This window comes from Mycobacterium sp. E3198 (assembly GCF_001667015.1).
Lineage (GTDB): Bacteria > Actinomycetota > Actinomycetes > Mycobacteriales > Mycobacteriaceae > Mycobacterium.
Genome location: NZ_LZIS01000123.1, coordinates 1 through 25,276 on the forward strand (window position 1 = coordinate 1; position 25,276 = coordinate 25,276).

The 25,276-nt window shown below is 68.8% G+C and carries 19 protein-coding genes and 1 riboswitch; of the genes, 6 read left to right on the forward strand and 13 right to left on the reverse strand.

Features of this window, described 5'->3' with window-relative positions:
* The coding region (locus A5673_RS13820; protein WP_231971089.1) for a S1C family serine protease at nucleotides 1–955 on the reverse strand (955 nt) is incomplete at its 3' end.
* A 220-nt stretch (nucleotides 956–1,175) separates the two neighbouring features.
* Between A5673_RS13820 and A5673_RS13825 the strand changes: the two genes are divergently transcribed.
* Nucleotides 1,176–1,598: a TIGR03668 family PPOX class F420-dependent oxidoreductase gene (locus tag A5673_RS13825; RefSeq protein ID WP_068232933.1), complete on the forward strand. Its 423-nt coding sequence runs from the start codon at nucleotides 1,176–1,178 to the stop codon at nucleotides 1,596–1,598.
* A gap of 135 nt (nucleotides 1,599–1,733) precedes the next feature.
* Nucleotides 1,734–3,881: an elongation factor G-like protein EF-G2 gene (locus A5673_RS13830; RefSeq protein ID WP_068232936.1), complete on the forward strand. Its 2,148-nt coding sequence runs from the start codon at nucleotides 1,734–1,736 to the stop codon at nucleotides 3,879–3,881.
* On the opposite strand, the gene A5673_RS13835 is transcribed toward A5673_RS13830, so the two are convergent.
* A complete protein-coding gene (locus A5673_RS13835) occupies nucleotides 3,878–5,437 on the reverse strand; it encodes a FadD7 family fatty acid--CoA ligase (RefSeq protein ID WP_068232939.1) in 1,560 nt (519 codons plus the stop codon). The two genes, A5673_RS13830 and A5673_RS13835, sit on opposite strands and share 4 nt — an antisense overlap.
* A gap of 219 nt (nucleotides 5,438–5,656) precedes the next feature.
* Between A5673_RS13835 and oxc the strand changes: the two genes are divergently transcribed.
* Nucleotides 5,657–7,381: an oxalyl-CoA decarboxylase gene (oxc, locus tag A5673_RS13840; protein ID WP_156748198.1), complete on the forward strand. Its 1,725-nt coding sequence runs from the start codon at nucleotides 5,657–5,659 to the stop codon at nucleotides 7,379–7,381.
* Here the strand turns inward: oxc and A5673_RS13845 are convergent.
* Nucleotides 7,365–8,306, reverse strand: coding sequence for a LysR family transcriptional regulator (locus tag A5673_RS13845; protein ID WP_068232944.1), 942 nt, complete (start codon nucleotides 8,304–8,306; stop codon nucleotides 7,365–7,367). The two genes, oxc and A5673_RS13845, sit on opposite strands and share 17 nt — an antisense overlap.
* A 656-nt stretch (nucleotides 8,307–8,962) precedes the next feature.
* Between A5673_RS13845 and A5673_RS13850 the strand changes: the two genes are divergently transcribed.
* The gene (locus A5673_RS13850; RefSeq protein ID WP_068232947.1) at nucleotides 8,963–9,718 is read left to right on the forward strand and encodes a L,D-transpeptidase family protein; all 756 of its coding nucleotides are present in this window, start codon (nucleotides 8,963–8,965) and stop codon (nucleotides 9,716–9,718) included.
* A 9-nt stretch (nucleotides 9,719–9,727) separates the two neighbouring features.
* Here the strand turns inward: A5673_RS13850 and A5673_RS13855 are convergent, their stop codons facing one another.
* Complete coding sequence (locus A5673_RS13855) at nucleotides 9,728–10,348, reverse strand: hypothetical protein (protein ID WP_068232949.1); 621 nt, start codon at nucleotides 10,346–10,348, stop codon at nucleotides 9,728–9,730.
* Between the two features lie 147 nt (nucleotides 10,349–10,495).
* Between A5673_RS13855 and A5673_RS13860 the strand changes: the two genes are divergently transcribed.
* Complete coding sequence (locus A5673_RS13860; protein ID WP_068232952.1) at nucleotides 10,496–11,440, forward strand: NADP-dependent oxidoreductase; 945 nt, start codon at nucleotides 10,496–10,498, stop codon at nucleotides 11,438–11,440.
* A gap of 10 nt (nucleotides 11,441–11,450) precedes the next feature.
* On the opposite strand, the gene A5673_RS13865 is transcribed toward A5673_RS13860, so the two are convergent.
* Together A5673_RS13865 and A5673_RS13870 are read right to left on the reverse strand one after the other, a co-directional pair.
* Nucleotides 11,451–13,184: an NRAMP family divalent metal transporter gene (locus A5673_RS13865; RefSeq protein ID WP_068232955.1), complete on the reverse strand. Its 1,734-nt coding sequence runs from the start codon at nucleotides 13,182–13,184 to the stop codon at nucleotides 11,451–11,453.
* On the reverse strand, nucleotides 13,181–13,363 hold the full coding sequence (locus A5673_RS13870; RefSeq protein ID WP_068233089.1) for a hypothetical protein: 183 nt from the start codon (nucleotides 13,361–13,363) through the stop codon (nucleotides 13,181–13,183). The genes A5673_RS13865 and A5673_RS13870 overlap by 4 nt, the downstream gene beginning before the upstream one ends.
* A 264-nt stretch (nucleotides 13,364–13,627) precedes the next feature.
* Nucleotides 13,628–13,814: riboswitch (M-box (ykoK) riboswitch) on the reverse strand.
* A gap of 127 nt (nucleotides 13,815–13,941) precedes the next feature.
* Between A5673_RS13870 and A5673_RS13875 the strand changes: the two genes are divergently transcribed.
* Entirely contained in the window at nucleotides 13,942–14,601 is a 660-nt protein-coding gene (locus A5673_RS13875; protein ID WP_068232958.1) for an O-methyltransferase, read from the forward strand.
* Between the two features lie 3 nt (nucleotides 14,602–14,604).
* Here A5673_RS13875 and A5673_RS13880 read toward each other — a convergent pair whose 3' ends face one another.
* The 7 genes from A5673_RS13880 to A5673_RS13910 all read right to left on the reverse strand — a co-directional run bounded on the left by A5673_RS13880 (nucleotide 14,605) and on the right by A5673_RS13910 (nucleotide 25,272).
* Complete coding sequence (locus A5673_RS13880; RefSeq protein ID WP_068232961.1) at nucleotides 14,605–16,602, reverse strand: acyltransferase family protein; 1,998 nt, start codon at nucleotides 16,600–16,602, stop codon at nucleotides 14,605–14,607.
* A gap of 221 nt (nucleotides 16,603–16,823) precedes the next feature.
* The gene (locus tag A5673_RS13885; RefSeq protein ID WP_068232964.1) at nucleotides 16,824–18,245 is read right to left on the reverse strand and encodes an aldehyde dehydrogenase family protein; all 1,422 of its coding nucleotides are present in this window, start codon (nucleotides 18,243–18,245) and stop codon (nucleotides 16,824–16,826) included.
* Between the two features lie 14 nt (nucleotides 18,246–18,259).
* Nucleotides 18,260–19,966: a thiamine pyrophosphate-binding protein gene (locus A5673_RS13890; protein ID WP_068232967.1), complete on the reverse strand. Its 1,707-nt coding sequence runs from the start codon at nucleotides 19,964–19,966 to the stop codon at nucleotides 18,260–18,262.
* A 2-nt stretch (nucleotides 19,967–19,968) separates the two neighbouring features.
* A complete protein-coding gene (locus A5673_RS13895; RefSeq protein WP_068233092.1) occupies nucleotides 19,969–21,126 on the reverse strand; it encodes a CaiB/BaiF CoA-transferase family protein in 1,158 nt (385 codons plus the stop codon).
* 19 nt (nucleotides 21,127–21,145) lie between these two features.
* Nucleotides 21,146–22,081 (reverse strand): SDR family NAD(P)-dependent oxidoreductase, encoded by a 936-nt coding sequence (locus tag A5673_RS13900; RefSeq protein WP_068232970.1) that lies wholly within the window; start codon nucleotides 22,079–22,081, stop codon nucleotides 21,146–21,148.
* Nucleotides 22,082–23,929, reverse strand: coding sequence for an NAD(P)/FAD-dependent oxidoreductase (locus A5673_RS13905; RefSeq protein ID WP_068232972.1), 1,848 nt, complete (start codon nucleotides 23,927–23,929; stop codon nucleotides 22,082–22,084).
* Nucleotides 23,926–25,272 (reverse strand): SRPBCC family protein, encoded by a 1,347-nt coding sequence (locus tag A5673_RS13910; RefSeq protein ID WP_068233095.1) that lies wholly within the window; start codon nucleotides 25,270–25,272, stop codon nucleotides 23,926–23,928. Before A5673_RS13910 ends, A5673_RS13905 begins: the two co-directional genes overlap by 4 nt.
* Nucleotides 25,273–25,276 lie beyond the last annotated feature (4 nt).

The following is a 25,276-nucleotide window of genomic DNA, read 5'->3' on the forward strand; positions in this document are numbered from 1 at the left end:
TGTCCGGCGGCCAGGGCTTCGCCATCCCGATCGGTACCGCGATGGGGGTCGCCGGGCAGATCCGGTCCGGCGCCGCGTCGAACACGGTGCACATCGGCCCGACGGCGTTCCTCGGCCTGGGCGTCACGGACAACGGCGGCAACGGCGCCCGGGTCGAACGCGTGGTCGGCAGCGGTCCCGCGGCGCCGGACCGGATCTGCCCGGCGACCCCCATCGCGGTACCGATCGGGATGGCGAAGCCCTGGCCGCCGGACATCTTGTAGCTGTCGGTGGCGGCGGTGTTCATGCCGATCACCTGCCCGGCCCCGTTGACCATGGGCCCACCCGAGTCGCCGGGCCGGATGGCGGCGTCGGCCTGGATCAACCCGCCCAGGTTCTCCTCGGCGCCGGTCAGCGTGTCGGTGGCCGAGACGGTCTGGTTGAGCGCGACGACTTTGCCGGCCACCGCGCTGGGCGTTCCGCCCTGGCCGCCGGCGTTGCCCAACGCGACGACGGGCTCGCCGATCGCGACCGGGCCACCGATGTTGGCGCTGGGCAGGCCGCCGCCGCCGCGAAGCTGCAGGACCGCGACATCCGCGGTCCGGTTGTACCCGATCACGTCGACGGCGTAGGTCTGGCCGTTGCCGACGGCGAAGGCGCTGATGTCGGTGGCACCCGAGATGACGTGGTTGTTGGTTAGCACGACGCCGCCCGGGTCGATGACGATCCCGGTTCCGGCGCCGACCGCGTTGTTGTAGCCGAACTTCGTGCTGATGTCGACGACCTGCGGGCCGACCTGGCCGACGATTCCCGAGGGATCGAGCGGCGCCATCGGCCGGTCATGGGACGGTCCGGGAGGTGCGGCCGACGCCGGCGCCGTGGCCAGGCCCAGGCCCAGGCCCAGGCCCAGTGCGACCACGGTCAGCACGCTGACCAACCATGACCACCAGACTGAGCGGTGGTGCCATCTGCCCATCCCCGTCACCTCCTGCTTCGCCATCAGAACCAGAATCGGCCCAGCCTCCGCATCTGGGCGACACGACTCAATCCGTATAACCGTAATGCAGATAGCTAAGCGGGACGGTGGTCAGTCCCGGTTTGCGCTGCCGGCGTAATCGCATAGTTCAGGTGCCGCCTGACGTCGCCCAGCATGCCGATGAGGCTGAGGTCGCGACAACGGCCCTTAAGCTGACAACGTGGGCGAATTCGACCCGAAGGTCAGATTCACACAATCCCCGATAGCCCGACTGGCCACGGCCACTCCCGACGGCGCGCCGCACCTGGTGCCGGTGGTGTTCGCCGTCGGCGATTCGCAGCGCGACGCCGACGTCGTGTACACCGCCGTCGACGCCAAACCCAAGACCACCCGGCGGCTGCGGCGCCTGGTCAACATCGAGCGCAATCCGCAGGTCAGCCTGCTCGTCGACCACTACGACGACGACTGGGCGCAGCTGTGGTGGGTCCGGGCCGACGGTGTCGCCGCGGTTCACGCCGACGGCGGGCCGATGGCGACCGGACTTCGGTTGCTGCGCGCCAAATACCCTCAGTACCAGTCCGTTTCGTTGGACGGCCCGGTCATCGCGGTGACGGTGCGGCGCTGGTCGGGCTGGCACGCCTGATCCGGGCGGCGCCGACAGCCTCAATTGTGGCCGCCCGGTGGCCTTGTGTTGGGCGGCAGTTGGGGGAAAAGTTGCTTACAGCGCCTGTGGCCCACACCACACCGCGCCACCGCGCTGCAGAACTGGAGGAAAGTCATGGCGGACAAGGCGAACGCTTCGCAGGGCGCGGGGGCCGCTCCCACCGCGAACGGTCCGGGCGATGTTCGCAACGTGGTGCTGGTGGGTCCCTCGAGCGGCGGCAAGACGACCCTGGTCGAGGCTCTCCTGGTCGCCGGCGGTGTGCTGTCCCGGGCGGGCTCGGTCACCGAGGGCAGCACGATCTGCGACTACGACGAGGCCGAGATCCGCCAGCAGCGCTCCGTGGGCGTCGCCGTCGCGTCCCTGTCGCACGACGGCATCAAGATCAACCTGGTGGACACGCCGGGCTACGCCGATTTCGTCGGCGAGTTGCGGGCCGGCCTGCGCGCCGCCGATTGCGCGCTGTTCGTGATCGCCGCGAACGAGGGCGTCGACGAGCCGACCAAGTCGCTGTGGCAGGAATGCAGCCAGGTCGGGATGCCGCGGGCCGTCGTGATCACCAAGCTCGACCACGCGCGGGCAAACTACCAGGAGGCGCTGGCAGCCGCGCAAAACGCGTTCGGCGACAAGGTGTTACCGCTGTACCTGCCGACGCCCGACGGCCTGATCGGGCTGCTGTCGCAGCGGCGTTACCAGTACACCGACGGCCAGCGGACCATCCTCGAGCCGGATCCGTCGGACGCCGACCGGATCGAGGAGGCGCGCGGCACCCTGATCGAGGGGATCATCGAGGAGTCCGAGGACGAGTCCCTGATGGACCGCTACCTCGGCGGGGAGGCGATCGACGAGTCGGTGCTCATCGCCGACCTAGAGAAAGCCGTCGCCCGCGCCTCGTTCTTCCCGGTGATCCCGGTGTGCAGCGGCACCGGCGTCGGCACCCTGGAATTGCTGGAGGTCGCCACGCGGGGATTCCCGTCCCCGATGGAACACCCGCTACCGGAAGTCTTCACGCCGAACGGTGCCACGCACGCGACGCTGGCGTGCGACGCCGACGCGCCGTTGCTCGCGGAGGTGGTGAAGACGACGTCGGACCCCTACGTCGGCAGGGTGAGCCTGGTCCGGGTCTTTTCCGGGACCATCAGGCCCGACACGACGGTTCATGTGTCGGGCCATTTTGCGTCGTTCTTCGGCGCGGCCAACGGCAACGGGCATTCGCACCCCGATCACGACGAGGACGAACGCATCGGCGTGCTGTCCTTCCCGCTCGGCAAGCAGCAGCGCCCCGCTGCCGCCGTGGTGGCGGGCGACATCTGCGCCATCGGCAAGCTCAGCCGCGCCGAGACCGGCGACACCCTGTCGGACAAGGCCGAGCCGCTGGTCCTGCGGCCGTGGACGATGCCCGAGCCGCTGCTGCCGGTGGCCATTGAAGCGCATGCCAAGACCGACGAAGACAAGCTGTCGGTCGGGCTGGGGCGGCTGGCCGCCGAGGATCCGACGCTGCGGATCGAGCAGAACCAGGAAACGCACCAGATCGTGCTGTGGTGCATGGGCGAGGCCCACGCCGGTGTCGTGCTCGACGCGCTGGCCAACCGGTATGGCGTCACCGTGGACACGGTCGACCTGCGCGTCCCGCTGCGAGAAACGTTCGGCGGCAAGGCGAAAGGGCACGGCCGCCACGTCAAGCAGTCGGGCGGACACGGCCAGTACGCGGTCTGCGACATCGAGGTGGAGCCGCTGCCGGAGGGTTCGGGATTCGAGTTCGTCGACAAGGTGGTGGGCGGGGCGGTGCCGCGCCAGTTCATTCCGAGCGTGGAGAAGGGCGTGCGCGCGCAGATGGAAAAGGGCGTGCACGCCGGTTACCCGGTCGTCGACATCCGCGTCACGCTGTTCGACGGCAAGGCCCACAGCGTGGACTCGTCGGACTTCGCGTTCCAGGCCGCGGGCGCGCTGGCCCTGCGCGAGGCGGCGGCCGCGACACGGGTGGCGCTGCTGGAGCCCATCGACGAGGTCTCGGTGCTGGTGCCCGACGATTACGTCGGCGCGGTGATGGGCGACCTGTCGGGGCGCCGCGGCCGGGTGCTCGGCAGCGACACGGCCGGCCACGAACGCACGGTGGTCAAGGCGGAGGTGCCTCAGGTCGAGCTGACCCGCTACGCGATCGACCTGCGATCCCTGTCGCACGGGGCGGCGTCGTTCACCCGCTCGTTCGCCCGCTACGAACCCATGCCGGAGACCGCGGCCGCCCGCGTGAAGACCACGGCCTAGGCTCCGCGACCGAATCGGTCGGCCACGGCGCGGCGGTCCAGCGAGCCTTTCGCGGTATGCGGCAGCTCGCCGGCCGCTTTGAAGGTGGCGGGCACCTCGTAGGCCGCGAGGCGTTCGCGGCAAAACACCGCGAGCTCGGCCGGGGTGGGGGCGGGCGACTCCCGCGGAACGATCACCGCGGCGACCGTCTCCCCGTACATCTTGTCCGGCAGCCCGTACACGGCCACCTCCAGGACGTTGGGGTGGGTGGCCAGCACGCCCTCGACGCGTTCCGGCGAGATCTTCTCGCCGCCCCGGTTGATCAGTTCCTTGATCCGGCCCCGGATGATCAGGTCCCCGGCCGCCGACAGCGAGCCCAGGTCGCCCGTGCGCAGCCACCCGTCGGTGAAGTTGGCGGCGGTGATCGCCGGGTCGCCGAGGTAGCCGCGCACCACGGTGGGCCCGCGCAACCAGACCTCGCCGACGGCCTCGGCCGGCAGCGGCTGACCGTCCGGCCCCGCGATCCGGATCTCCGGCCCGGTCGACGCGCCGACGAGACCGCCTGTGGCGGCCGGGTTTTCGGTTTGGTCGATGCCCGTCGTCGCCACCTGGTGGGTCGCCTCGGTCATGCCGAACGCGCACACCACCGGCGCCGAAAACGTCTCGTGCAGCGACTGGGCCGTTTCCGGGGTGAGAGGGGCGCTGCAGCTGCGGATGAACCGGAGCGCCGGCCGGTCGCTGCCCGGCCGCTCAGTCCTGCTGCGCTCCAACAGGATCTGATGGATCGTCGGCACGGCGGTGTACCAGGTGGCCCCGACGGCATCGATGTCGTCCCAGAAGGTGTGCGCCGAGAACCGCCCGCGGGCCGGGAGGAGCGCCGTGCCCCCGGACGCCAGGGTGGACAGCAACGCCGCGATCAGCCCGTGACCGTGGTAGAGCGGCATCACCGCCACCGTCGCGTCCTGGGGACCCAGGCCGTAGCCGGCGATGATCGCGCGCACCGAGTTGGCGATGTTGTCGTGCGTCCACGGGACCATCTTCGGCACTCCGGTGGTCCCGCCGGTGAACATGATCATGGCGTCGTCGTCGCGCAGCCCTTCGGGCGTCGCGACGTCCCGCTCCGGCGGCGTCGCGGCGTCGAGGTGCACCGTCGGCGTGCCCTGGCCGCCGACGGTCACCGCGATCGGCCACCGGCGCAAACCCGGTTCCCGCTCGGCCTCACCTGCCCCAAGGGCCATGCCGTCGACCAGCACCGCCCGCGCGCCCACCGCCTCGCTTCGGGCGCGCTGGTCGCCGACCGGCAAGGCCGGGTCCAACGGGACCGCGACCAACTCGGCCCGCAACGCCGCCAGCAGGCCGACGACGAACTCGGCGTTGCTGCCCGCGCGCAGCGCGACGCGATCACCGGCCCGCAGCCCATTCCGCGTCAGCTGCCCGGCCAGGTCGTCGACCAGCCGCACCAGGTCGCGGTAACTCACCGCCAGGCGCTCGGGGGTGACGACGAGCGCCGGCGCGTCCGGCCGTCGGCCGGCCGCCACCTCGATCAGGTCGGTGGCAACGTGATCGCTCGTCCTCATCGCCCAACCCCTTTCGTTGCTTGTGAATGCTCCTGCTGGCACCATGCCGTGACGCCCTCGGGTCCGTCCAATACCGATCCGCTCACTATCGATAAGCGGGGGCTATCGATAGACGGCGTGAATCGCTGCATAGCGGCTTAGTCTTGGACAGCCGCGCGCACCGGCACCACAGTGATGGTCGAGGCAGATACGGCATATACCACCCGAGGAGTCGCCACCATGTCCACCGCGACCCGCTTGACCGACGGCTTCCATCTCGTCGTCGATGCGCTGCAGGCCAACGACGTCGACACCATCTACGGCATCGTCGGCATCCCCATCACCGACCTCGCCCGCACCGCGCAGGCGTCGGGGATCCGCTACATCGGCTTTCGGCAGGAGACCTCGGCCGGCAACGCGGCCGCCGCCGCCGGGTTTCTCAACCGCCGGCCGGGGGTGTGCCTCACGATATCCGGGCCGGGATTCCTCAACGGCCTGCCCGCGCTGGCGAACGCCACCGCGAACTGCTTTCCGATGGTCCAAATCTCGGGCTCCAGCAACCGGGCGATGGTGGACCTGCAGCGCGGTGACTACCAGGAGCTCGATCAGCTCGCCGCCGCAAGGCCTTTCGCGAAGGCGGCCTATCGGGTAGGCCGGATCGAGGACATCGGCCGGGCCGTGGCGCGCGCCGTCCGCGCCGCGACCTCCGGGCGTCCGGGCGGGGTCTACCTAGACATCCCCGCCGAGATCCTCGGGCAGGCCATGGACGCCTCCGCCGCCGCCGACACCATCTGGCGGGTCGTCGACGCCGCGCCCCGGCAGCTGCCGGCGCCGGAAGCCGTCGATCGCGCGCTGGAGGTCCTCCGGCAGGCGCGGCGGCCGCTGATCGTGCTCGGCAAGGGCGCCGCCTACGCGCAGGCCGACGAGCTGATCCGGAAGTTCGTGCAGACCACCGGGATTCCGTTCCTGCCGATGTCGATGGCCAAGGGGCTGCTGCCCGACTCGCACCCGCAGTCGGCCGGGGCCGCGCGCTCGCTGGCGATCGCCCGCGCGGACGCGGTCGTGCTGGTGGGCGCCCGGCTGAATTGGCTACTGGGCCACGGGGAGTCGCCGCAATGGTCGGCCGACGCCAAGTTCGTGCAGATCGACATCGCGGCGGGGGAATTCGACAGCAACCGGCCGATCGCGGCGCCGCTGGCGGGTGACGTCGGCTCGGTGCTGTCGGCGCTGTGCGACGCGGTGGCCGCGCGCCCGATTGTTGCGCCGGCGGAATGGGCCGACGAGTTGGGCGAGCGCCGGGCCCGCAACGAGGCCAAGATGCGCGAGCGGCTGGCCGAGGACCCCAGCCCCATGCGGTTTTACAACGCGCTGGGCGCGATTCGGGCTGTGTTGCAGGACAACCCGGACGTTTACGTGGTGAACGAGGGCGCCAACGCGCTGGATCTGGCCCGCAACGTCCTCGACATGGAGTTGCCGAGGCACCGGCTCGACACCGGCACCTGGGGCGTGATGGGGATTGGCATGGGATACGCCATCGCCGCCGCGGTGGAGACCGGCAAGCCGGTGGTCGCGGTCGAGGGTGACAGCGCGTTCGGGTTCTCCGGGATGGAGGTCGAGACGATCTGCCGATACCGGCTGCCGGTGACGGTCGTCATCCTCAACAACGGCGGCGTCTACCGCGGCGACGAGGCGCCGGCCGGCTCGGCCGCCGCAGGGCCGGACCCGGCGCCCACCGTGCTGAACGCCCGGGCGCGTCACGAGCTGATCGCGGAGGCGTTCGGCGGCAAGGGATATCACGTCACCACACCCGCGGAGCTGCGCGCGGCGCTGGCCGAGGCGATCGGTTCCGGCGGGCCGTCGGTCATCGACTGCGAGCTCGACCCGGCGGCCGGCGTGGAAAGCGGCCACCTGGCAAGCCTCAACCCGGCCAGCGCGGCCGCACCCCCGGTCAACGTCGGCGCGTGATTCCCAGCAGCTGCGCGTCGAAGAACTCGCCCAGCGCCAGCTCCTGAGCGCATGCGGTGAGCGCGCGCGCGACGGGCGAGCCGGGGCCGGAAGCGTTGGTGGCCAGCGCGATCTCGGCCGTGAGCACCGGTTCGACCATCTCGACCGCGCGGATCTCGCCGATTTCGGTGCCCAGCGGCGACGTCCACAGCCAGGTGTGCGGCACGATGCATGCCCAGTTGCCCGTGGCCACCTGCGCCAATAACGAAGCGACCGAGTCGGTTTCGACCTGCGGAGTCACCGTGATCGCGTGGCCTGCGAAGGCTTCGTCGATGATCTGGCGATCGCGCATGTCGGCGCTGAGCAGCGCCAGGGGCAGCTGCGCGGCCTCAGGCCACGTCAGCGTCGATGCCCCGGCGGGCAACATGCTCGCCGTCGACAGCAGCACATAGTGTTCCTGATAGAGCGGCACCAGGTGCACGTCGTGAGCGTCGTCGGTGGCGGTGTGCACGATGGCGGCGTCGAGCTCGAACTCGCGCACGCGCCGATACAGTTCGGTGGCGGCCAGCCGGGACAGGATCTGCACTTTCGCCAGCGGATGCGCCGAGCAGAACGCGGACAGTACCAGCGACGCCGTCGTCGAGGCGGTCGGCACCGTGCCCAGCCGAAGCGTTCCCGTGATGCCGGACCGCACGGCGTGCACCTCGGCCTTGAAGGCATCGTGTTCGGCGAGAATCCGTTTGGCCCACACCACCAACCGCTCCCCTTCGGGCGTGAGGCCCTCGAAGCTGTGTCCGCGATTGATCAGCGTGACGTTCAGCTCCCGTTCGAGCTTGGCGATGGCGGCGGACAGGGCGGGTTGCGAGACGTAGCACTTCTCGGCCGCCCGGGCGAAGTGGCGCTCCTGGGCGACCGCAACGAAGTACTCCAGTTGACGGAAAAGCATCTCGCTGAGGCTAACGCGCCCCTAACGCCCCGGCCAATCGGCACGGCACTCCGCGACGCCGCGCTCATACAGGCCAAAGATGGACTCGGACACCGGGACAAGCCGGATACCTCGTAGATCGGGTTCGAGGCCAGTTGGGAAAGTTGCAGCCCACGAAAACCAAAGTATCGCTGCCACTTTCGCGCGGAAGATGCTCGAGGGCGGTGCCGTAGCCGGCGCCCTACCGCGGTTTGTACAACACGTGCCCGGCCGCACCCTAGGTCAGCGGATCTGGCTGAGGGCTCGGCGACAATCTGTGAACCGGCGCCAGGTCAACGTTTCGATCCATCCGGCAGATACCGCCCGAGGACGTGCGCGTCGGCCCGGCGGCCTTCCGGCAACGGGACCGCGCCGGGCATGCCGGGCGTGTCTATGCAGCAGCGCTGCGCGTCGATGAGGACCAGGGCGGCCGTATCCGCCCTCGGCGCGTGTGACGATCGTTTGCGGTCACGTCCGCCCCGTACCGCGGCTGCCCTTGCTCTGCTCGCGCTCATCCGGTGATCTCACCGGTATCCGGGCGACCCAGCGAACCCGCCGTTGTTTGCTGAAAACCGCAATGAGCCGACAGCCAGTAGAATATCGTTGTGTCAGTTGAGCCATCGCAAAGGGTAGGCGCCATGCACCGAGTGTTTCGTTATCTGATCGTTATGGTAGCGATCGTCGGCATGGGCGCGCTGGGGAGCGCCGCACGCGCCGTTGCGTCCGTCCCCCTGCCCGAGCCGGTCCCCGGGGTTGCCTCAGTTTCGCCCGCTAACGGGGCGGTGGTGGGCGTGGCCCACCCGTTGGTCGTCACGTTCACCGCGCCGGTCACCGATCGCGTTGCCGCCGAACGGACCATCCACGTCTCGTCGCCGAGCAACACACCGGGACACTTCGAGTGGGTCCAGAATGACGTCGTCCGGTGGGTGCCCAACCACTACTGGCCCGCCCACACCCATGTCTCGGCGGGTGTGCAAGCCCTGACGACGGGCTTCGACACCGGTGACGAACTACTCGGTGTGGCCAGCATCTCCGGGCACACCTTCACCGTCAGCCGAAACGGCGAGGTGCTGCGCACGATGCCGGCGTCGATGGGCAAGCCCAGTCGCCCGACGCCGATCGGGAACTTCACCGCCCTGGAGAAGGAGCGCACCGTGGTGATGGACTCGCGGACGATCGGCATCCCGCTGAGTTCCCCGGAGGGCTACAAGATCACGGCGTCGTACGCGGTCCGGGTCACCTGGAGCGGCGTGTATGTGCACTCGGCCCCATGGTCGGTGGACTCGCAGGGTCACGCCAATGTCAGCCACGGATGCATCAACCTGAGCCCGGACAACGCCGCCTGGTATTTCAACCAGGTCAACGTCGGTGACCCCATCGAGGTCGTCGCCTGATCGCGGGACCTAGCCGGGCAACCCGCTCTTGATCGCGGCGTCCTGCTTGCGCCCGACATCGAGCGCGATGGCCGGATCGATCGGATCGTTGGGGGCGCTGTCGAATTCGATGTTGACGATGGCCTTGCCCTCGCTGAACAGCAACACCGTCACCGCTTGGGAGTTGTCCGGCGAGTTGCCGGAGATCATGAAGCCGTTGGAGCCGACGTCGACCGGCTGCCACGTGCCGCTGACCTTTCCCGCATAGTTGGCCTTGGTCTTGTCAATAGCTGTTGGCGCCACCGCGGGATCGGCGACGATCAGGATGGTGTCGCCGATCCGGCGGCTGTTGTCGGGGTTGGCGAAAAGCTGTGCGACACCGGTCGCGTTGTTCGGATTCAGGACGGGGGGCTGGGGGGATTTGAAGTCACCGCCGATGTCGCTCGGCTTGATCAGCAACGAACTGTAATCGGCGGGCCGGCCCGGCGAAGGGGCCGTGACCGTGCTCGAGACGCTCGACGACGTGGCGGCACCCGATGTCGTCGAGGACGGGGGCGTCGAGGTTTTTTCGTCGGTGGCGCACCCGGTGACCACGGTGCCGACCACTATGGTGGCGACCCCCCAGCCGGCGGCGATCCTGGCGAGTTCCATGGCGTTCCTCCCGCGTCGATCCACAGTTCGGCCGACTGACGCTACTGCGAAATGTCGGCGGGAACAAGGGCGCGCCAGGGAACCCGAAGCCCCAGGTTCGCGGCCTATGCTGGCGCGGGCGAGAGCCATTGGGGTGAGGAGAGCGCTATGGCGGCTGGGGTGGCGCGTGCCGTACGGTTCGATCGTTACGGGGGCCGTGACGTCCTGTACGTGGCGGACGTGGAGATGCCGGCGCCAGGCCCGGGCGAGGTGCTCGTCGAGGTCCGCGCCGCCGGGATCAATCCGGGCGAGGCCGCCATCCGAACCGGCGCGCTACACGACATGTTCCCCGCCACCTTTCCTTCCGGTGAGGGCAGCGACCTCGCGGGAGTCGTGACCGCCACCGGACCGAAAGTGACGGAGTTCTCGGTGGGCGATGAGGTACTGGGGTTCAGCTTCCGCCGATCGAGCCACGCCACGCACACCACCGTCCCGGTGGCTCAGCTGATTCGTAAGGCGCCCGAAATGCGTTGGGAGACAGCGGGTTCGCTCTACGTGGTCGGAGTGACGGCGTACGCCGCCGTCCGCGCGGTCGACCCGCAACAGGGCGAGACCGTCGCCGTTTCGGCCGCCGCGGGCGGGGTGGGCGGCCTGGTTGTGCAGCTGTTGGTCCTGCGCAAGGCGCGGGTGCTCGGCATCGCGGGGCCCGCCAACTTCGACTGGCTGCGTGCCCACGGCGTCACCCCGGTCGCATACGGGGACGGGCTGGCCGATCGGCTTCGCGAGGCCGCGCCGAACGGAATCGACGCGTTCGTCGACCTGTTTGGCCCCGAGTACGTCCAACTCGCCGTGGATCTCGGTGTGCCGCCCGAGCGGATCGACACGATCATCGCGTTCCAGAAGGCCGGCGAGGTCGGCGCCAAGACCGAAGGCAGCGCCGAGGCGTCGACCACGGAGGTGCTCGCCGAGATGGCCGACCTGATTGTCGCGGGCGCCCTCGATTTCGAGGTCGCCGCCACCTATCCGCTCGACCGGGTCGCCGACGCCTACGAAGAACTCGAGAAGCGGCATACCCGCGGCAAAATCGTTCTGCTGCCGAACGGTTCGCCGTAGTTCTCGCGCGTCAGGCCATCCCGGCCTGCACGATCTTGACGATCACGAATACCACCGCCACCACCAGATAACCGCGCAGGGTCAGCAGTCCCGCCCGACGGGCCGGCGAGAGGTACGGCCGGGCAAGCGTGGCGAGGCCGGGGGTCTGCCACCTCGACCGGTCCTGCCGACGCACGGCGCGCCGTTCCGCGGGGGTCAGCGACGGGGTGTCGTCGAGTTCGTCGACCTCCCCGGGGTCCAGGCCGCCGCCCAGCGCCCCCACGATCGCCTCGGCGTCGCGCCGGTCGCGGTAGCGCCGGCCGGCGACGATGGTGGCGGCGCCGCCCACAATGCCGGTCACCGCGCCAACGGCCAGGCCGGCCTCGATGGTGGTCGTGGAGAGGCCCGGAAAGAAGGTCGTCGCCGTCAGCGCCAGCGACAGCAACACCAGACACCACACGACGGTCCACGCGACGACGTTCTGCCGCACCGTGTTTACCCACGGGCCGAGCACCGCGCGGTCGTTGCACAGCAAGACCAGGAACACGGTCGCCGAGGGCAGCAGGACGCCCGCGAGGGCCTGCACGCCCTGGGTCACCAGGCCGAGGATGTGGTCGGGGCTGAACGCGACGGCGGCGGACACGGCCAGCAGTGCCGCGTAGCCGCCGTAGAACAGCGGGGCCTCGCTGATCTTCCAGTGCAGCGAGTGCCGCCTGCCCAGCGCATCCCCGATGGCGTAGGTGGTGGCCAGCCCGATCGCGTTGGCCCCGATCAGCGAGGCGTCCAGCAGGATGATCGCGAAGAGCACCCCGACCGTGCTGTCGAGGTGCCGCGCCAGCCCCGAGGCGACCGCCCCGGCGTCGGTGAACCCACCCGCGCCGGCGGTGCCGGCGAACCCGAACGCCGTCACCGCCATCAAGGCCGTCGCCCCGGCCATCACGACGACGATGCCGATCACCAAATCGGCTCGCGCGTAGGGGATCCAGCGGGCCGTGATCCGCTTGTCCACAACATTGGACTGCTGAAAGAACAGCTGCCACGGCGCGACGGTGGTGCCCACGATCGCGACGACCAACAGCAGGACGGTGGAATTCAGGCCACCCGGGAACTGCGGCACCAGGCCGCCGGCCGTTTCCTTGAGCGTGGGGTGCACCATCAGCACCATCGGGATGATCAGCACGTTCACCGCGATCAGCAGGAACATCAGCCCTTCCCAGCGGCGGAACGAGCCCCCGGCCACCACCGCGAACAGCAACACCGCGGCGGCGGGGATGGCGATCGCCTTGGGGCAGCCCAGAAAGCCGAGTGCCAGTGATACGCCGATGAATTCGGTCACGATGGTCAGGGCGTTGAGGATCAGCAGATCACCGACGCTGAAAGCGCCCCAGAACCTGCCGAAGCGCTCGAAGATCAACCGCGCGTGACCGACGCGGGTGACCGCGCCGAGCCGCAGCACCATTTCCTGGTTCACGTACAACACCGGGATCAGCAGCGCCAGCGTCCACAACAGGCCCATCCCGTAGTTCTGCCCCGCCTGCGCGTAGGTCGCCACGCCGCCGGCGTCGTTGTCGCCCACCATGACGATCAGGCCGGGCCCGGTGATGACGAGCAGCGTGCGCAGGCGCGCCCAACCTCCCGCGGCGGCCCCGTGCGCGCCGGTGCCGTCACGCCGGATGCGGCCGAAAGCGCCGACGATGTCGCCGGTGTGGGCGGAATCGAGCACCGCCTGGTCGGTACCGCCGCGGGTCGGGATCGAGCTGGTCACCGGTGACCGGCCGGCCGGTCCGACGGATGACCGCCGAGCGAGGCGGTCACCACCGCGATCGGCATCCGCGAGACGTACAGGTTGGCGCGCTCCTGCGGGGTCAGGGCGGCACGCGCGCCCAGCCTGGCCGCAAACTGCCGGGTCGCGTTGGAAAGACGCTGTGTAACAACAAAAGCCATGATCTTCTCCTGACGCAAGTCCGATCGGCTCGTGGCGGCATCCGCAGCGACCCCGCAACGCGTTGCCACGCGCGGGGTTTCACGGGCACCCGAGAAGTCAGGCGGCAGAAGGAATGCCGGAACCGGATCGGGACAAGACGGAATTCGGGTAGGGACTATCGCCGGGACTCATCTCGCCCTCACCTCCTCACGGCCGGGACACACGCGGGTGTCGTCGCGTTCACCTGAACGGGAGAGGCGCGAATGGACGGCGGCAGACCGCCGGCCGCACCCCTCTCGTCGGAGCTTCGGCACTGCACGGCGTATCCGGAGGTGGCCGATGGTCACGATCCGGAAGCCACTTGGGCTCAACCCTTGGGTCCGGGAAGAGCTGTCCTGACCCGGGGCGTCTCTCGACGTTCGGGGTCAGTGGCCTGTATCCATGCAGACGCCTCACCTACCGAGGTGCTTGCTCGTCCATCTTGCACGGCGGCCCTCGTGCTCGTCAAACGCGTTTACGCAACCTTGACGTGGGTTTGCGTTAACCGGCCCACCGGGGCGGTCCTTCGGCCCGCCCGCCGAGGCCTACCCTCGACGGCATGGCCAATACCTTGCAGGCACCCAGCGTCGCGACCGTACTCGACCGGATGTACGCCGAAACGAAAGACCAGATGTCGCGGTTGCGGGAGCGGGTTGGCGATTTCGACCGGCCGATGAGCGCGCAGGAGCGCGCCGACGCCATGAGCGAGTTCTACATCCCCGTGACGCCGGAAGCCGGTCGCCTGCTCTACGCCCTGGTGCGCGCCACCCGGCCGGCGACGGTGGTCGAATTCGGCATGTCCTTCGGAATCTCCGCCGTGCATCTGGCGTCGGCGGTGCGCGACAACGGCACCGGCCGAGTGGTGACCACCGAGCTCAGCGCCCCCAAGATCGCCGCGGCCAGAAAGACGTTCGTCGAGACCGGCTTGGATGACGTGATCACCATCCTCGAGGGCGATGCGCTGACCACGCTGGCCGACCTCGACGGACCCGTCGAGTTCGTCCTGCTCGACGGGTGGAAGGACCTCTACCTGCCGCTGCTCGAGCTGCTCGAACCGCGCCTCACAGCGGGCGCGCTGATCGTCGCCGACAACGCCAGCGCCGCGGACATGCGGCCCTACCTCGACCGGGTGCGCGAGCCGGTCAACGGGTATGTCAGCTTCAACTTCGCCGTTCGGGAGAGTGACAGCATGGAAATCAGCTGCCGCACGGGCGATTAAGGGCTATCGCAGGGATTCCTCGAGCCATGGCGTGAGCCATTTCACCCCCTCCGGGGTGAGGTGAACGCCGTCGCTGCGCACCTTGATGCCGTCGACCTTGGCGGTGTAAACGCCGTCGGGGCACAGCTTTTTGTTCAGGTCGAGGATCTGGACTCCCGGATGGTGGGCAACGGTTTTGCGCAGCATGGTGTTCCACAGGTTGACGCGGTCGGGTTGATCCTCGGGATACAGGCGACCGTCCGGCTTTTCGCCGCCCCGGCTGTAGGGCAGCGCGGCAACCACCACTCGCGCGCCGGTGGAGCCCACGATGTTCAGCGCCCGCTCGAGCTCGCCGTTGAGGTAGGCGTCGAAGGTGGGGTCGCCGATGTGCGTCCACTGGCCTTCGTTGACGCGATCGACCGTCTCCCAGCGGCCGACGATCAGCAGCGCGACGTCCGGCTGGTCCTGGCCTATCTGCGCCGACCACCTGATGGGCCAGCCGTCGCATTCCGGCCTCTGCTCAAGGGTTTGGCCGATGTACCGGTACGGCGTGCCGCGCACCAGGCTGCAGCCGATGACGGTGTGGTCGAGGAAGGCGAACCCGGGTGTGGGCGGGAGGTAGTGCATCCACGTCCAGCCGATCGAATCGCCGAACACCGAAACCGTGAACGGCCGGTGCGGATCGCGGGGCGCCGGGCGGGCGCCGGTGGGCGGCGAGGGAGAGACCGCGGCGACGGCCGACACACCCGGCGGCAGGCCCTCGCGCAGGCCGGGCCCGGTGCCCACCGGGATCAGCAGCAGTGTCATTGCGGCGGCGCTGGCCACGGTCGCCGCGGCCAGCGGCAACAGTGGCACCCGCGCGGGCCGCCAGCGCCGGATCGGTTGTTCGATCAGCCACCAGGATGCGGCGGCGACCACCACGGTGGCGGCGCACCGGGCGGCGAACAGCGGCAGGCCCGACCATCCGGTGCGTTCGCCGTTGAGCGCCAAAAAGATTGGCCAGTGCCACAGGTAGACGCCGTAGGAGATGGTGCCCAGCCACACCAGGGGCCGCAGGGCGAGGATGCGGGCGATCGCTCCGCGCTGCTCCATGGCCACCGGGGCGACCACGAGGACGGACGCGACGGCAACCCCGATCAGCAAGCCGTGGCGAAACTCGCCCGCCGCGCCGGTCGCGTAGTGGGTCGCCGCGGCCAGACCGGCCAGCCCGAGCAGCGGCAGAATGCGTGCCATCCGCCGCCCCCACCGGGTGCGGACCAGGCACCACCCGCGGTTCATCGATGGCCAATCCCGCACCAGCAGGGCGGCCGCCGCCGAGCCGGTCAACAGCGCCTGGGCGCGGGTGTCGGTGCCGAAATAGATCCGGTCCCGCGTGCCGTCGGAGGCAAGGACGATGGCGAGCGCCGCGGACGCCAGCGCCCCGACGGTGGCGATCAGGAAGGTGGCGAACCGTACGTCGCCGACGGTGGCGCGCCGGAAGTAGCGCCTCGCGCGCGCGGCCAGCAGCAGCGTCACCCCGATCAGCAGGACCGGCCAGACGAAGTAATACTGCTCCTCCACCCCCAGCGACCAGGTGTGCTGAAGCGGCGACGGCGGGGCGCCCTGGGTGAAATAGTCCGTCTTCTGGGCCACGAAGCGCCAATTGGCCACCCAGAGGAAGGCCGCGATCGCGTCGTCGCGCAACCCGGTGAGCGACTGGCTGGGGAGCAGCTCGCGGGCCGCGCCGACACTGAGCACCATCAGCAGCAACGCCGGCAGCAGCCGGCGCGCGCGCCTGATCCAAAAGCCGGTCAGCTCAATGCGACCGGTGCGCCGGAGCTCGTCCAACAGCAGCGAGGTGATGAGGAACCCGCTGAGGACGAAGAAGATGTCGACGCCGATGAAGCCGCCGCCCACGCCGGGAATGCCGCCGTGCCCGACGAGCACCAGCGCGACCGCGATCGCGCGCAGCCCGTCCAGCGCCGGAATGCCGCTGCGCCGGTCGGGTTGATCCCAGATTGCAAGCCGACCGGCGCGGCGCACCGGGGCTACCCACCGTGGCCGCCGAGCAGAACGCGCCGGCGCGGGGTGCCTCCCGCCCGGCTCAGCGTCCGCCGTTAACGCGCCCTGACCGACCTGTCGCCCGGCGCCAAAGTTGATGCCGATACGTCGCTGCCCCTCCTCGTGATCGGAGCAAGCCTAATTGCGACGCAGCCGGATTCAGCAGAAGACACGCGAGGGTGGACTGCGCAAGGAGCGGCCTTTTAGGGCGCGTAGCCCAAAGTGCTCTTGACCTCTAGGTACTCGTGGAACCCGAACTCGCTCCACTCCCGGCCGTTGCCGCTGTGCTTGTAGCCGCCGAACGCCGAGTTCATGTCGAAGGCGTGGTTGATCGTGACCCAGCCGGCGCGGATCTTGCGAGCGACCTCCCGGGCCTTGTCGACGTCCGCCCCGGAGACGTAACCGGCCAGGCCGTAGTCGGTGTCGTTGGCGATCTCGACGGCCTGGTCGATGTCGTCGTAGCCGAGGATGCACAGCACCGGACCGAAGATCTCCTCGCGCGCGATCGTCATGTCGTTGGTGACGTCGGCGAAGACCGTCGGCTTGACGTAGTACCCCGTGTCCAGCCCCGCCGGCCGGCCCGGGCCGCCGGCGACCACGGTCGCGCCCTCGTCGATGCCCTGCTGGATCAGGCCCTGAATCTTCTCGAATTGCGCCCTCGATGCCACCGGACCGATCGCGGTCTTGTCTTGCGGGTCGCCCACCTTCACGTGCTCGGCGACCCCACGGGCGATGCCGATCGCCTCTGCCATCCGGGAATTCGGGACCAGCATGCGCGACGGCGCGTTACAGCTCTGCCCGGAATTCGGCATCATGTTGACCACGCCGGCGCGCACGCTGTCGGCAAAGCCCGCGTCGTCGAGGACGATGTTGGGGCTCTTGCCGCCGAGTTCCTGCGTCACCCGTTTCACCGTCGGGGCGGCGTTGCGGGCGACCTCGACCCCGGCGCGGGTGGATCCGGTGAACGACACCATGTCGATGTCGGGATGGCTCGCCAAGGCGACGCCGACGCCGGGGCCGTCGCCGTTGACCAGGTTGTACACCCCGGCCGGCACGCCCGCGGCGTCCAGGATCTCGGTGAAGATGTAGGCCGAGAAGGGCGCCACCTCGGACGGCTTCAGGATCATCGTGCAGCCCGTCGCCAGCGCGGGGTACACCTTGACCGCGATCTGGTTCAGCGGCCAGTTCCACGGCGTGATCAGCCCGCAGACGCCGATCGGCTCCTTGGAGATAAGGGTCGCCCCGTGCTGTTCGGAGAATTCGAAGTTCTTCAGCACGTCGATCGCGGTCACCAGGTGGCCGAGGCCGAGTTGGACCTGCGGGCCCGCGGCCAGCGAGGGGGGCGCGCCCATTTCCTCGGTGACGGCGTCGGCGAGATCGCCCGCCCGTTTCCCGTATTCGGCGAGGATGGCCTCCAGCAGATCGAGGCGCTGTTCGCGGCTGCTCTGCGACCAGCCGGTGAAGGCGCGGCGGGCGGCCTGAACCGCCACGTCGACGTCGGCCGCCGAGCCGAGCGAGATCTTGCCGGAGGCCTGCTCGGTCGCCGGGTTTTCGACGTCGAAGGTGTTGGGCCGCACCGGGTCGACCCAGCGGCCGTCGATGTAGAACTTCAGGTATTCGCGCATCACATCATCCTTCCCTATTGCGTGCCTTCGGCATACCAGGTGCGGAATTCGTCGTACTTGGGCATCTCCTCGGAATTGGCCTTCGGATCGATGCAGACGTGGACGACGGCGGTCTTGCCGCTCGCATAGCCGCGCTGGATCGCGGGGCCGATCTCGTCCTCCTTCTCGACGTACTCGCCGTGACAGCCGAAGCCCTCGGCGACCTTGTCGAGGCGGACGTCCTTGCTCCAGTGCACGCCGGGCTGCGGCGACGGCTGGGGGAAGGTGCGCTTGTAGACGCCCACCTCGAGGCCCCACTGGTGGTCGACGCCCACCACGCACACCAGCGGAAGCTTTTGTCGCGCCGCGGTTTCCAACTCGGCGATATGAAACAAGAACGCCGAGTCGCTGGTCAGCAGCATCACCGGGCGCTTGCCGCCCTCGGCGACCGACGCCCCGATCGCGTACGGCAGGCCGGTGCCCAGATGGCCGAAGTTCTGGTTCCAGATGACGTCGCGCGGTTTGGCCTGCGAGTAGGTCCAACCGAAGATCACGGTGGCGCCGCCGTCGCGGACCATGATGCCGTCCTTCGGGAACGCTTTGGTCGCCTCGACGACGAAGCGCGCCGGGTGTATCGGTGTCCGGCCCGTCGGCGCGTTCTGGGCGAGCTGCGCCAGCTCCGCCGCGTCGTCGGAGATCCAGCGGTCCAGATCGGGCGAAGGTTTTCTCGGGCTATCCCGGAGCGCTTCCACCAGCTGGGGCACCACACCGCGGAGGTCACCGACCAGCGGGACGTCAATGGGGCGGTTCACGCCGACGGCCACCGGATCCTGTTCGACCAGAACCCATTTCCGCTTCGCGTCGTTCGCCGCCCAGTGGCGGGTCCTGCCGTAGTGGCTCGGCTCGCCGAGCTCCGTGCCGAGCGCGACGCACAGATCGGACTGCACCACCGCCTCCACGGCCGCCGGCGAGAACCCGTAGGCGAAGGTGCGGTCCTCGAGACCCTCGATGAACGATGTGCCGCCGGAGGTCTGGATCACCGGGCAGGCCATGAGGTCGGCCAGCTCCCGCACCGCCGCACCGGTGCGCGAGGTGTGGACCCCGTGTCCGACCAGCAGGATCGGGCTCTCCGCCGCCCGGATCAGCTTCGCCGCTTCGGCGACCTCGCGTTCGCCCGCGGTCTGGTTGACGAGCCGGTACCGGTTGGGCGGCAACGGATCCGGCACGTCCAGCTCGGAGAGGATGACGTGCGACGGGTACTCGATGTAGGCCGGGCCCGGAGTGCCGGACAAGGCCCGGCGGATCGCCTCGTGGATGATCTCGTCGGTCTGGTCGGCGTACTCGATGGAGGCGCTGTACTTGACCGACGGCGCGACAAGGGGCTCCTGCTGGACGAATTGGATGCGCCCGCGCCGGACCCGGCGCTCGGTGATGCGGGCGCGCTGGCCACCCAGGAAGATCACCGGCGAGTTCTCCACGAGCGCGCATTGGATCGCACCGGCCATGTTCGCCATGCCGGGGCCGAGCGTGCCGATGCAGAGGCCGGGCCTACCCGTCATTCGCGACGCCGCCTCGGCCATGAATCCCGCGCTCAGTTCGTGGTGCGGTGCGACCACCGACCACCCGCGAGCGTCGGCCGCGGCGAACATGTGCACGAAGTTCGGGTCCGGGATGCCGAACAACGTGTTGACACCCTCGGCCTCGAACAGGTCGAGGATGCGCTGGTAGACGGGCACGGCCATGGTCACAATTCCTTTCCGTCGCGAGCCGGGGGCACCAGGCTCGCGCCGAGCTCTTCGAGCACTTGTGCGGTGTCGGCGCCGAGTTCCGGCGCCGGTCCGGCGACGCGACCGGGTGTCCGGGAGAACCAGGTGGGTACGCCCGGGAAGCGGACCGGCCCGTGCGGGGTGTCCACGGTCTGGAACATGCCGACCGCGTTCAGATGGGGGTCGTCGAACAGTGCGCCGGGCGTGTTCAGCGGCGCGGCCGGTATCTCGAGTTCGCCGAACAGCTCCAGCCACTCGCTCGTCGAGCGTTGCTTCATCGTCTCCGCGACCAATCCATAGATCGTGTCGATCTCCCGCGCCCGCTGTTCCAGGGTCGAATACAGTTCGCTGGCCCACGGTGGTCGCACGGCGTTGATGAAGGCGTCCCAGTGCTTGTCGTTGTAGATCAGCGCGGCGATGTAGCCGTCACTGGTGCGATACGGACGCCGGTTGGGCGCCACTGTTCGCGGATAGACGGCCGGCCCCAGGGGCGGGTCGAACAGGGCGCCGTTGGCGTGTTCGACGAGGATGAACGAGGCCATGGTTTCGAACATGGCGACCTCGACCTCTTGCCCCTCGCCGGTGCGCTCGCGGTGATACAAGGCCATGGTGGTGGCATACAGCGCCGTCAACCCGGCGACCTTGTCGGCCATGATCGTTCCGACGTAGTCGGCCTCGCCGGTCAATTGCTGTTGCACCGCGGGCAGCCCACATTCGGCCTGGATGGTGTCGTCGTATGCGGGCCGGTCCCGTTCGGGTCCGCGCCGGGAGTACCCGTAGCAATTGGTGTAGACGATCGCCGGGTTGATCGCGACGACGTCGTCGTAGGCGAAGCCGAGCTTGGCGATCGCCTTGGCCCGCATCGAGTGGATGAACACGTCCGCGGTCTCGATGAGCGCGCGTAGCGCTTGCGTTCCGGCGTCGGTGTGCAGGTCCAGCACGACGCTGCGCTTGCCGCGGTTGACGTTGACGAACACCCCGCTCATGCCCGGTGCGGGGCCGACCGAGATGTACCGGGTGTTGTCGCCCTGGGGCGGTTCGACCTTGATCACGTCGGCGCCCATGTCGGCCATGATCTGCGTGCAATACGGCCCCATCACCATTGCGGTGAGGTCGACGACCCGCACACCCGCCAGCGGTCCCGCGCCCGCCCGGCTACCCATGCAGCACGCCCCGGTCGCTGGAGCGCCGCGCGAGCTCGAAACTGTAGCGGATGTGTTGCTGGTGGCCGTCGGGAACGGCGGGAAACACCAACGGCGCCTCGATGTTTCGGATCGCATCGAGGTGCTCGCCGACGTCCTCGACCGTCCAGGCCGGCCGATGCACGCCGGGACTCTCGGCGACGACCGCCCGCGCCACCCGGCCCGCCAGGGCGACGAACACCTCCCCGGTCACCGAGCAGCTCTCGTGCGCGAGCCAACCCACCACGGGCGCAACGAGTTCCGGGCCCATCGGCGGGTAGGCCGACGTGTCGATGCCGGCGGCCATCCTGGTCACCGCCGCCGGCACGATCACGTTGCACCGCACGCCGTCGGCCGCGCCTTCGAGGGCCGCGACGTGGGACAGGCCGATCACGCCGGCCTTCGCGGCGGCGTAGTTGGCCACGTCCTGGTTTCCGTACAGGCCGCCGATGGACGACGTCAGCACGATGCGCCCGTAGCCCGCGTCGCACATCGCCGGGAACGCGGGCCGCACCACGTGGAACGCGCCGCGCAGGTGGACGTCGAGCACGGCGTCGAAATCCTCGTAGCTCAGCTCTTTCAGCGAGCCGCGGCGGACGTTGCCGGCGTTGTGGATGAGGACGTCGACGCGACCGTAGGTATCGAGGGCCGCGTCGATGATCGCCTTGCCGCCGTCCGCGGTGGCCACCGAGTCCGTGTTCGCGACGGCTTGCCCACCGGCGGCGACGATCTCGCGCACCACCTCGTCGGCCGGGCCGGCATCGGTGCTGTCCCCGGACAGGCCGCCCCCGGGATCGTTGACGACGACCTTCGCGCCGCGCGACGCCAGCAGCATGGCGTAGGAGCGGCCCAGTCCCCTGCCGCTTCCGGTGATGACGGCGACGCGTCCGTCGAATCTCAGGTCCGACATCTAGGTTCCCAGGACCAGGCCATCCAGATCACCCTTGTCGCGCCATTGCCTCAGCAGGTCGTCGAACGCGTAGAAGCCGGGCGAGTAGGGCTCCCCGAGGAACGAGCGGATGCCCTCTCCCCCGCCACCGCCTTCGTTGTTGTAATAGCCCGGCGTGCAGGTCACTTCGAACGCGGAATTGTCGATCGCGAGATCCCGGATGGTTGCGACCCACTTGTCCTGACCCTGCTGGCTTGGTTCGACCGTCGTCGCGCCGCGCTTGATCGCTTCGGAAATGATGTAGGCGATGTGTTCGGCCTGCTGCTCGAACATCGCCGTGGTGTTGGCGGAAACGCCTCCCTGGAGGAAGCCGGTGTGAAACTGGTTGGGAAAGCCGCGCGTGGTCATGCCGTGCAGCGTCTGGTAGCTGTCGCGCCAGTGATCGAAGAGCGACAGCCCCTCGCGGCCCTCGATCGCTTCCATCGCGTAGCGGCGGCTGATCTCGGTGGAGATCTCGAAGCCGCTGGCGAAGATCACGCAATCGACCTCGTACTCGACGCCGCCCGCGACGATGCCGTTCTCCGTGAGCCTTTCCACGCCCTTGGACTCCGACACGTCGATCAGCGTGACGTTGGGATTGTTGAAGGTCGGCAGGTACTCGTCGCTCGAGCACGGCCGCTTGCAGAGGAAGCGGTAATACGGCTTGAGCGCTTCGGCGGTGGCGGGGTCCTCGACGATCTCGGCGATGCGGCGGCGCAGCCGCTCCATGATTTTGTAGTCTTCCTCCTCGCGGATCGCCATGATCTGCTCGATGCCCAGCGAGGCGGGGTCGTCGCTGGCGGCGATCCGCGCGGTCATGTTACGTCCCAGCTCGGTCCAGAAGTCGCAAACCTGGTCCGCCGCATCGAACACCACGCCCTCGAACGGCGACCACCGATGGAAGTTGCGCTTGCGCTCCGACTGCCATCCGGGCCGCAGCGACTCCGCCCATTCCGGATCCGTGGGCTCGTTGCCCCGCTCGTCCACCGATGACGGCGTCCGCTGAAACACGAAGAGGTGCTGGGCGTCTCGGCCCAGGTGCGGAACCAGTTGCACGCCCGTCGCACCCGTACCGACCAGCGCAACCCGCTTGTCGTGCAGCTTGTGCAGCCCGCCGCCGGCGTCCCCGCCGGTGTAGTCGTAGTCCCAGCGCGCCGAGTGGAAGACGTGGCCCTTGAAGTCCTTGAGGCCGGGGACGCCGGGCAACTTCGGCCGGTTGTAGGAGCCCTGCGTCATCACCACGAAGCGGGCGCGGATGTCGTCGCCGCGATTCGTCCGCAGCCGCCAGCGTTTGATCGAGTCGTCCCAGCGCACCGTGCGCACCTGGGTGGAGAAGATCGCGCCGTCGTACAGTCCGAAATGCTTGGCGATGCGGCGGCAGTGCTCGTAGATCTCCGCGCCGTCGGCGAACTTCTTGCTCGGCATGAAGTCGAGCTCTTCGAGCATCGGGATGTAGCAGTACGCGTCGTTGTCGCACTGGATTCCGGGGAAGCGGTTCCAATACCAGACGCCGCCGAAGTCCCCGCCCATCTCGATGAAGTGCACGTCGTCGACGCCGGCCTTCTTCAGGTAGGCGCCCGCCAGCAGGCCGGCGATGCCGCCGCCGAGGACCGCCACCTGGATGTCCTCGGTGATCGGCGTGCGCGGAGTCACCGGCGTGTGCGGGTCGACCTCCGAGAACTCGGCGAAATCACCGGTGAGTTCCAGATACTGCGTGGATCCTTCGGGCCGCAACCGCTTGTCGCGCTCGTGCAGATACTTCTCGCGGAGCGCGTCGATGTCGATGTCTTGTGGGACGTCGGTTGGCCCACAGCCGTCGAAGCTCGTCATGAAATCTCTTTCGGCTCACCGGTGCCCATGTACTTCGACAGTTGGTAGTGCAGGTTGACGGTGCTGCGCTCCCGGTACGGGTTGGGCTTGGTGCCGGGGAAGCCAAGCGATTTCATGCCCTGCTGGACCGCCGCCATGTTGGAGAAGTCCTGCGGCAAGACCGAGCGCCACCGCGGGTCGCCGACCGGCGTGTACTCCCACTCCGTCTGCGGCTCTTCGCCTTTGGGGTAGAGCTCGAACACCGATACCTCGAAGATGCACTTGTCGGGGTGGTAGCTGGGATGGGGTCGCGCGCCGTAGCACAACGCAACCGTCAGACCCTGACCGATCTGAAAGTTCGGGAAGATCTGCCACGCGGTGCCCGCCTGCCCGAGGATGTCGGGCGGGATCGTCGGCCAGATCACGCCGCGGGCCTCGTCGTCGCGGCGCGCGGACGCCAGCCAGTGCTCGAGGACCTTGTCTGCCGGGGTCCCCTCGGGCAGCTCGTCGACCAGCCGCTTGGCGGCGTTCACCAGCGTTTCGGTGGTGGAGGTGTTGGTCTCCTCCATGGTGTAGACCTGCATCTCCGCCGTCGAGATACGCGGGTCGCCGGTGCCCAGTCGGATCTTGGACTTGGTGGCCTCCATGTCATCTGGCGCGTCGTAGCCGATGTTGCTGTGCTTGCCCTGCGCCTTGGCCCAGCCCTTGAATTCGCCGAACTTGTTGAACTCCGGATGGGTCGTATAGACGTGGTAGGTCTCGTTGAACGCCTCCAGCGCGACCTTCCAGTTGCAGTCGAAGGACAGCCATTTGCGCCATTTGCAGCGCATGTTTTCCAGCCCGAACGGGTCGAGGATCTTCGCGGCGGGAAACAGGTAGTCGGCCAGCGGCTCGCAGTCGGGATCCATGTTGATCCACAACCACCCGCCCCACGTGTCGACCTTCACCGGTCGCAGGTGGGTGTTGGCGGGAGTCAGCGCTTCCTGCCAGTCCTGCTGTTCGCGGATGTGTGTGCACGCCCCGTCCAGCCCGTAGGTCCAGCCGTGGAAACCGCAGACGAACGACTTGCGGGCGCGCCCGCGGGCGTTCTTCGCGCCCTCGGGTGTGTCGATCAGCCGCCGGCCGCGATGCATGCAGACGTTGTGGTGGGCACGAAATTCGTTGTCGGCGCTGCGCACGACGATGATCGAGTCGTCGAGAATGTCGTAGGTCAGGTAACTGCCCACCTCGGGCAGCTCTTCGACGCGGCCGACCTGTTGCCAGACTTTTCGCCACAGCCTGTCGCGCTCGGCGCGCGCGTAATCCTCGCTGATGTAGGCCTCGACGCCGATCGTCATCGGCCTCGAGAGTTCCTCGGCCGTCATGGAT

Bases quoted from the DNA above. Each gene is read 5' to 3' on its own strand.
- A5673_RS13830 (WP_068232936.1), top strand. From the start codon at position 1,734: ATGGCGGACAAGGCGAACGCTTCGCAGGGCGCGGGGGCCGCTCCCACC.
- A5673_RS13835 (WP_068232939.1), bottom strand. From the start codon at position 5,437: ATGAGGACGAGCGATCACGTTGCCACCGACCTGATCGAGGTGGCGGCC.
- oxc (WP_156748198.1), top strand. From the start codon at position 5,657: ATGTCCACCGCGACCCGCTTGACCGACGGCTTCCATCTCGTCGTCGAT.
- A5673_RS13845 (WP_068232944.1), bottom strand. From the start codon at position 8,306: ATGCTTTTCCGTCAACTGGAGTACTTCGTTGCGGTCGCCCAGGAGCGC.
- A5673_RS13850 (WP_068232947.1), top strand. From the start codon at position 8,963: ATGCACCGAGTGTTTCGTTATCTGATCGTTATGGTAGCGATCGTCGGC.
- A5673_RS13855 (WP_068232949.1), bottom strand. From the start codon at position 10,348: ATGGAACTCGCCAGGATCGCCGCCGGCTGGGGGGTCGCCACCATAGTG.
- A5673_RS13860 (WP_068232952.1), top strand. From the start codon at position 10,496: ATGGCGGCTGGGGTGGCGCGTGCCGTACGGTTCGATCGTTACGGGGGC.
- A5673_RS13870 (WP_068233089.1), bottom strand. From the start codon at position 13,363: ATGGCTTTTGTTGTTACACAGCGTCTTTCCAACGCGACCCGGCAGTTT.
- A5673_RS13875 (WP_068232958.1), top strand. From the start codon at position 13,942: ATGGCCAATACCTTGCAGGCACCCAGCGTCGCGACCGTACTCGACCGG.
- A5673_RS13885 (WP_068232964.1), bottom strand. From the start codon at position 18,245: ATGCGCGAATACCTGAAGTTCTACATCGACGGCCGCTGGGTCGACCCG.
- A5673_RS13890 (WP_068232967.1), bottom strand. From the start codon at position 19,966: ATGGCCGTGCCCGTCTACCAGCGCATCCTCGACCTGTTCGAGGCCGAG.
- A5673_RS13900 (WP_068232970.1), bottom strand. From the start codon at position 22,081: ATGTCGGACCTGAGATTCGACGGACGCGTCGCCGTCATCACCGGAAGC.
- A5673_RS13905 (WP_068232972.1), bottom strand. From the start codon at position 23,929: ATGACGAGCTTCGACGGCTGTGGGCCAACCGACGTCCCACAAGACATC.
- A5673_RS13910 (WP_068233095.1), bottom strand. From the start codon at position 25,272: ATGACGGCCGAGGAACTCTCGAGGCCGATGACGATCGGCGTCGAGGCC.